Here is a 6998-nt window from a genome sequence, read left to right as displayed (position 1 = left end):
GTGGCGTTCCAGCAGTTTGAAGCCTTGCACCAGCACGAACGACATCACCAGATAGATCAACCCGGCGATGAGGAAGGTCTGCTCCGGCATGTAGGTCCTCGCGTTGATGGTGCGGGCCATGCCGGTGATGTCCAGTAGGGTCACGGTGCTCGCCAGCGCGCTGGCCTTCAGCATCAGGATGACTTCGTTGCTGTACGCCGGCAGGCCGATGCGTGCGGCGCGGGGCAGGATGATGTACAGCAGCGCTTTGCCTCTGGACATGCCCAGCGCGCGAGCCGCTTCGATTTCGCCAGGAGGCACGGCTTGAATGGCGCCGCGCAGGATCTCCGCGATGTAAGCGGTGGTGTGCAACGTCATGGTCAGCGCCGCGCAGAAGAAAGGATCGCGCAGGTAAGGCCACAGCGGACCTTTGGTGACGACGTCAAACTGCGCCAGGCCGTAATAGACCAGAAACAGCTGGACCAGCAGCGGCGTGCCGCGGAAAAAGAAGATGTAGGCGTAGGGCAGCGCTCGCACATACGCGTTACGCGAGGCGCGGGCGACGCCCAGCGGAATCGCCAGGATAAGCCCCGCGATCACCGCGACGGCGACCAGCTCCAGCGTGATGGTCGCGCCATGCAGCAGCTTGGGCAGCCATTTGAGGACGAATTCCCAGCTCATGACGCGCTCCTCGCAAAGCCCACAGAAGCACGCTTTTCCAACCATGCCAGGCCGATCATCGACAGCGCCGTCATGCACAGGTACATCAGCGCCGCGACCATGTAGAAGGTGAAAGGCTGCTTGGTGGAAGTCACGGCGATCTGAGCATGTCGCATGACTTCCTCAAGGCCGATGACCGACACCAGCGCGGTGTCCTTCATCAGGATCATGAACAGGTTGCCCAGCCCCGGCAGCGCGATACGCCACATCTGCGGCATGATCAGCTTGAAGAAGATCCGCGAGCGCGACATGCCCAGCGCCAGCCCCGCTTCGCGATGACCTTTGGGAACCGACAACATGGCGCCGCGAAACACCTCGGTCGCGTAGGCGCCGAAGCACAGACCGAGCGCGATGACCCCTGCTGCGAACGCACTGAGCGACAGGTTCGGGATATCGAACAGCTTGCCGATGGCGCGCATCGAGCTGACCGTGCCGAAGTAGATCAGCAAGACCCACAGCAATTCGGGGATGCCGCGCACCAGTGTGGAATAGGTGCTGCCCAGCGCCTTCAAGGCGCGATTCGGCGAGGTCTTGGCCAACGCTCCGAGCAAGCCCAGGACAAGCCCCAGGCACAGGGCCGACAGCGCAAGTTGGAGGGTCATCAGCATGCCGGCGGCAAGCGCCGGGCCGAATCCATAGAGATCAAAATTCATGGCGTTGTATGTCTGGAAGGCAGGCGCCGCCGCCTGAAAAGGCAAGCAGCAGCGCGGGTCAGGCAGGTCAGAGGATGCTGAACGGGAAGTACTTGTCGTTGATCTTCTTGTACGTGCCGTCGGCGATGATGGCTTTCAACGCTTCGCTCAGCTTGTCGCGCAGCGGGTCGTCTTTACGTACAGCAATGCCAATCTTGTCGTCAACCGGAAGCGCGTCGCCCTTGAACTCGAAGCTCTGGCCTTCCTTGCCTTTAAGCCATTCGTAGCTCGCGTATTTGTCGCCCAGCAGCGCATCGAGGCGGCCCGAAGCCAAGTCGAGGAACGCGTTTTCCTGAGAGTCGTACAGCTTCACAGTCACGTCGTCGCCCCAGTTATCTTCCAGCCACGAGCCGGACAGGGTCGCGCGTTGTGCGCCGATGGTCTTGCCCTTCAACGTTTCCTTGATGGCAGCGAGGTCGCCACTGAGGTTAGTGGTTTTCGGGGCTACGAACTGCAGCTTGTTGGAGTAGTACGGGATGGTGAAGTCCACGGCTTGCATGCGTTCTTCGGTGATCGACATCGAGGAAATCAGGAAGTCGAACTTCTGCGCGTTCAGCGCCGGAATGATGCCGTCCCAATCGGACGTGACGGTTTCACAGGTCACTTTCATCTTGGCGCACAGCGCGTTGCCAATCTCGACGTCAAAGCCCACCACCTGACCGCTGGCGTCCTTGTTGTTGAACGGCGGATAGGCGCCCTCGATGCCCATCTTCAGGGTCTCGTCGGCAAAAGCACTGGAGGCCATGGCCAGGGTGGCGGCAGCGGCCAACAGAATGTTTCTCAGGGTCTGCATCGATGTTGCTCCGTTAGCGATTGCTGGACATGAATTGTTTGCAGCGCGCCGAGCTCGGGTCATCGAAGACCTGCTCCGGCGAGCCCTGTTCTTCTACCAGCCCTTGGTGCAGGAAAACCACTTCGCTGGACACCTGGCGGGCGAAATTCATTTCGTGGGTCACCATCAGCATGGTCCGGCCTTCCTCGGCCAGGCCACGAATAACACTAAGCACTTCCTGCACCATCTCGGGATCAAGGGCAGAGGTAGGTTCGTCGAACAGGATGACTTTGGGTTGCATCGCCAGCGTGCGTGCGATGGCGGCACGTTGCTGCTGCCCCCCCGACAACTGCGCCGGATAGGCATGACGCTTGTCCGCAATCCCCACTTTGGCCAGCAAGGCCTCGGCGACTTCCGTGGCCTCTGCTTTGCTCTGCCCCAGCACGCGACGCGGCGCCTCGGTGATGTTATCGAGGACGGTCATGTGCGGCCAGAGATTGAAGTTCTGAAAGACAAAGCCGATTTCGCTGCGTAGGCGGTTGATCTGACGGTTGTCGGCGGCGATCAGTTCACCCTTGCGGGTGGCTTTGAGCTTGAGCTCTTCGCCGGCAATCAGAATCTGCCCCTCATGAGGGTTCTCCAGCAGATTGATGCAGCGCAGCAGCGTGGACTTGCCTGAGCCGGAGGAGCCCAGAATCGAGATCACGTCGCCATCACGTGCAGTCAGCGAAATGCCCTTGAGCACGTCGAGGTCGCCGTAGCGCTTGTGCAGGTTGCGGATTTCCAGGGCGGGCGTGGCCTCGGCCATGTTCAGTCCTCGTGTATTCGGTGGGCTCATCGGACTGGCGAGTGGGTCGCAGTCTGGCGGTCGCAGCAGATGTGCGGCGAGACGTCTTCGATAGATGAGCTTCGATGGGCGCAGGCGCAGAGTGCCTTTGCGCAAAAAGGGCGCGATGGTGCCAGCTTTAACCGCCGTGGGGAAGGGTGTTTCGGCCAACCGCGCGATCAGCGGACGATCTCGTGCGCTTATTTGGTGCCGTTTCGCTTGAGGTGTGTATTTTCGGTGCGCTGAAGCGTCTTCGTCTTGTTGCGCTCGGTAACGTTTCCTGCGGGGCTGGCGATTCGCTAGTGCATTCATGGGCTTGCGCAAATCCGCCTGGAGTCGGCATATCCCGCTGCGACGTCGTATCTGAAACATCCTGGCGTAATTCTTGCGTAAAAAATAAATAACAGGGCTGTTGTGTTCTTTTTACGAAGAGCCGCCGCACGTCCTGATCCGTACAAAAATCCTTCTAAGGTTGGTTCCATGAGCAGCACACCCAACGCTTCAAACCTTGAACAAGGGCTCAAACCGCGCCACATCACCATGCTCTCGATTGCCGGCGTGATCGGCGCCGGTCTCTTCGTTGGCTCGGGCCACGCGATTGCTGAAGCAGGGCCGGCCGTGCTTCTGGCCTACGGTGCCGCAGGTACCTTGGTGGTGCTGGTGATGCGCATGCTGGCCGAAATGGCCGTCGCCTCGCCTGACACTGGTTCTTTCTCCACTTACGCTGACCGCGCTATCGGGCACTGGGCCGGCTTTACCATCGGCTGGTTGTACTGGTGGTTCTGGGTGTTGGTCATCCCGCTGGAGGCCAATGCGGCCGCAACGATTCTGCACGCCTGGTTTCCGAACGTCGCCATCTGGGCGTTCACGTTAGTGATCACCCTGCTGCTCACCGCGACCAATCTGTTTAGCGTGAAGAACTACGGAGAGTTCGAGTTCTGGTTCGCGCTGATCAAGGTGTTGGCCATCATTGGCTTTGTGGTGCTGGGTATTGCGGCCGTGTTGGGCCTGCTCCCGAACAGTGAGGTCAGCGGCGTCAGCCACCTGTACGACACGCAGGGTTTCCTGCCTAACGGCATGGGTGCGGTGCTGGCAGCGATGCTGACCACCATGTTCTCATTCATGGGGACTGAGATCGTCACCATCGCGGCGGCAGAATCGAAGAATCCCGGCCAGCAAATCACCAAGGCTACCAACTCGGTGATCTGGCGGATCTGCCTGTTCTATCTGCTCTCCATATTCCTGGTGGTCGCCCTGGTGCCGTGGAATGACAGCCGGCTTGCTGAAGTGGGTTCGTACCAGACCGTCCTCGACCTGATGGGTATTCCGAACGCCAAGCTGATCGTCGACATCGTCGTGCTGGTCGCCGTCACCAGCTGTTTGAACTCGGCCCTGTACACCGCTTCGCGCATGCTCTTCTCCCTCGGCAAGCGCGGCGACGCGCCAGCTGTTTCCCAGCGCACCACCAAAGCCGGCACGCCATACTGGGCAGTGCTGCTGTCGACGGGCGCTGCGTTTGCAGCCGTGTTCGCCAACTATGTCGCACCCGCGGCGGTCTTCGATTTCCTGCTGGCAAGCTCGGGCGCAATCGCGCTGCTGGTCTATCTGGTGATCGCCGTGTCCCAGCTGCGCATGCGTCGTAAGCGCGAGGCCGCAGGCCAGGCTATCGATTTCCGCATGTGGCTGTTCCCGGGCCTGACCTGGGCGGTCATCGTGTTCATCGTCGCCGTGCTGACCATCATGCTGTTCCAGGAAGGCCATCGCATGGAAATCATCGCCACCGGGCTGCTGAGCGTGATGGTCGTGGCGGCAGGCCTGATTGTCTCGAACCGTCGCAAGGCGGGTAGGGCTGGCAAGGTTGTGCTGAATTGATAGGCAAGTGAGCTGGCTGTAAGAGGCCGCTAATGAGAAGCCGCTGTCAGGGATGATGGTGGCTTTTTTATGTTCAGTGGATTATTTTCCAGAGAGGTATTGCAGGATTGATATCTCTAAGAGCTCTTAGACTTATCTATAAGCATGGGCCTTAAACGTCCTATTTTGAGGGGGTTGTGGGGGAGGCGGCAAAAAACTATCTCGAATCAAGCGCTGAGCTAACTGTAATCGCAGCCCGATATTTCCACGGAACGCATGGCGCTCTTACCGCATTCTCCCCAGCACTGACTTCCCCCGCACTTGGTGCATCGCCACTGCCCCCAGATGCAGCGCCACCAAGCCTGCCAACGCGGCGCACAGGGCGTGGTGCACCTCATGGAGTTCCAGCAGCGCGATCTTTGAGTGAATGAGCTGCGGCAGCGGCACCAGCGCCAGCAGGATGACCGGATGGCTCATCATCAGCACGCCGGTGATCAGCACGCCGGACACTGCCGCATAAATCGCCTTGTGCGCCGCGCTCGCCAGTCGCGCCTGAGCGTTTTGGGCGGTGTCCCGCGCAGGGGCTTTAACGGCCAGCCACAAACGCCAGACAAAGAATGGAATAAAGAGGCTGGTGAGCTGCGGGTTGAACGACTCGACCCACTCCCGAAATGGATGGCTCTGATCCAGCAATAACACGCCAAAGCCGCTGAACGTCGCCCACAGGATGACGGCGGCGGACAGCCAATGCAGCAAGATTCGGGTTGTTGAATAAGCGCTCGGTTCGCCTGAAGCCGGTTCAGGCAAAGGAGTGTTCGGAATTGTCAAAACGGCCAGCCTTTAGTTGAGAAGGAGTTGCATTCTCGTAATGGCGCAAAGCTACCGTTTTGACCGGGGTCATGTAAATCAAAAAACGTGTTAAGGGCGCCCGCCCGCTCCCCGTGCGTTCTTTTTCTGCAGAATCACTGACGCTTCGTTGTAGGCGGTCTGGAAGGCGTCGCTTCCGATCCATTCAACGGCCAAGTCTTCATCTTCCTCATGGAAGAGACCGCGGTAGGTGATCAGCAGGCCCATCATGAAATCAGTCGCCGGCTCTTCGTCCTCTTCGGCGATCACCAGCTCCAGCACCGGGTACTGCAGGAAGACCACGCACATCGCCAGCAAGCTTATCGATTCGGCCTGTTTCATTGCTTCGAACAGGTCGTCGAAATCCGCCGGATCGAAACCGTTTTCTTCGATGTCCTTGAAATCGAACGTGCTCAGGTCGATCTCAACGTCATCGAAGGGCTCGTTGACGAAGGCGTGGTTGAGCACCGGGTGAATAACGCTCGGCCTGGTTTTGCCTGATCGGTTCTGCTTGGCCTTGGCTTTTGCCCGCTGGGCGCGTTTTTGCTGTTTATCGGGGGAGGCCATGACGGCGGTTCCTTGTGCGGTGCAGCCATTGGCATGGCCCAGGATCATCGGGCGCGTATTGTATTCAGTCTTGTGCCGGTTCGTCGTGCTCGTTGCGGTCTATCCCCAACATCTGCATCGTGAGTTCCATCTCGATCTCGCCGAGAACGGCGCGGAAGGCCTCATAGAAGTCATCATCGTGGATGCGTGCCCGTATGGTCGCTTCATCCAGTCCGTGAGCCCATGTCCAGTAAGCGCCAAGCGTGCTGACTAGAACGTCGAGGTAGTTGTCGAAGTCCATGTCGTAAAAAGCGTGGGCGGCTATCGGACCTCTGGCGAAAGCATCGAGTAGATCGAGGAACCCTTGCTGCTCGGCAAGCTTGAGCACTTCGTAATGGGCGAGTCGCTGCTCCTGAGACGGCAGTGGGGCAGGGGACTGGTACACCTCCATCAGCAGCATTTCGTCTTCAGTGAGCGACATCCCGATGTCCTCGCCCCTGATCACCGCCACCATCGCCTCCCGCTCTTCTTCGTCCATGGTTTCCAGGATGTCGGGCTCTACGAAATTCGTTAGCAGGGTATCGTCGTCCAACAGTGCTGCTTCCTCGTCCGAGAAGAAATCAGGCATGAAGTAATCCGGGACGATCGGGTTGGGCGTCTGCGGGTGCTGGCGGGCGACACGCTGCTCCTTGGCTTTGGTCTTGGCGCGCTTGGCGCGTTTCTGTTGCTTGCTCACAGATGCCATGACGGGCTCCTTGGTCGGCTC

General features: G+C 59.3%; 7 protein-coding genes and 1 pseudogene. 1 reads left to right on the top strand and 7 read right to left on the bottom strand.

Features of this window, described 5'->3' with window-relative positions; all coding sequences use genetic code 11:
- The 4 genes from VF672_RS19335 to VF672_RS19320 all read right to left on the bottom strand — a co-directional run.
- A partial coding sequence (locus VF672_RS19335; protein WP_331106155.1) for an ABC transporter permease occupies positions 1-660 on the bottom strand: 660 nt, incomplete at its 3' end.
- Entirely contained in the window at positions 657-1352 is a 696-nt protein-coding gene (locus VF672_RS19330; RefSeq protein ID WP_331106154.1) for an ABC transporter permease, read from the bottom strand. The genes VF672_RS19330 and VF672_RS19335, both read right to left, overlap by 4 nt.
- Positions 1353-1419: 67 nt before the next feature.
- Positions 1420-2184, bottom strand: coding sequence for an ABC transporter substrate-binding protein (locus VF672_RS19325; RefSeq protein WP_331106153.1), 765 nt, complete (start codon positions 2182-2184; stop codon positions 1420-1422).
- Positions 2185-2197: 13 nt separating this feature from the next.
- The gene (locus tag VF672_RS19320) at positions 2198-2971 is read right to left on the bottom strand and encodes an ABC transporter ATP-binding protein (protein ID WP_331106152.1); all 774 of its coding nucleotides are present in this window, start codon (positions 2969-2971) and stop codon (positions 2198-2200) included.
- A 498-nt stretch (positions 2972-3469) separates the two neighbouring features.
- On the opposite strand from VF672_RS19320, the gene gabP reads away from it, so the two are divergent.
- A complete protein-coding gene (gabP, locus tag VF672_RS19315) occupies positions 3470-4861 on the top strand; it encodes a GABA permease (RefSeq protein WP_331106151.1) in 1392 nt (463 codons plus the stop codon).
- A 264-nt stretch (positions 4862-5125) separates the two neighbouring features.
- On the opposite strand, the gene VF672_RS19310 is transcribed toward gabP, so the two are convergent.
- The 3 genes and pseudogenes from VF672_RS19310 to VF672_RS19300 form a co-directional block, all read right to left on the bottom strand.
- Positions 5126-5647: a cytochrome b gene (locus tag VF672_RS19310; RefSeq protein WP_331106150.1), complete on the bottom strand. Its 522-nt coding sequence runs from the start codon at positions 5645-5647 to the stop codon at positions 5126-5128.
- A gap of 111 nt (positions 5648-5758) precedes the next feature.
- On the bottom strand, positions 5759-6253 hold the full coding sequence (locus VF672_RS19305; protein ID WP_331106149.1) for a hypothetical protein: 495 nt from the start codon (positions 6251-6253) through the stop codon (positions 5759-5761).
- Positions 6254-6317: 64 nt separating this feature from the next.
- Positions 6318-6998, bottom strand: a pseudogene (locus tag VF672_RS19300) (hypothetical protein); the annotation flags it as partial.

Source organism: Pseudomonas sp. (genome assembly GCF_036387035.1).
GTDB lineage: Bacteria > Pseudomonadota > Gammaproteobacteria > Pseudomonadales > Pseudomonadaceae > Aquipseudomonas.
This window is presented reverse-complemented; position numbering and strand designations above follow the sequence as displayed.

Excerpts from the sequence above, each read along its gene's own strand:
- gabP (WP_331106151.1), top strand. The coding sequence starts at position 3,470 with ATGAGCAGCACACCCAACGCTTCAAACCTTGAACAAGGGCTCAAACCG.
- VF672_RS19320 (WP_331106152.1), bottom strand. The coding sequence starts at position 2,971 with ATGGCCGAGGCCACGCCCGCCCTGGAAATCCGCAACCTGCACAAGCGC.
- VF672_RS19325 (WP_331106153.1), bottom strand. The coding sequence starts at position 2,184 with ATGCAGACCCTGAGAAACATTCTGTTGGCCGCTGCCGCCACCCTGGCC.
- VF672_RS19305 (WP_331106149.1), bottom strand. The coding sequence starts at position 6,253 with ATGGCCTCCCCCGATAAACAGCAAAAACGCGCCCAGCGGGCAAAAGCC.
- VF672_RS19330 (WP_331106154.1), bottom strand. The coding sequence starts at position 1,352 with ATGAATTTTGATCTCTATGGATTCGGCCCGGCGCTTGCCGCCGGCATG.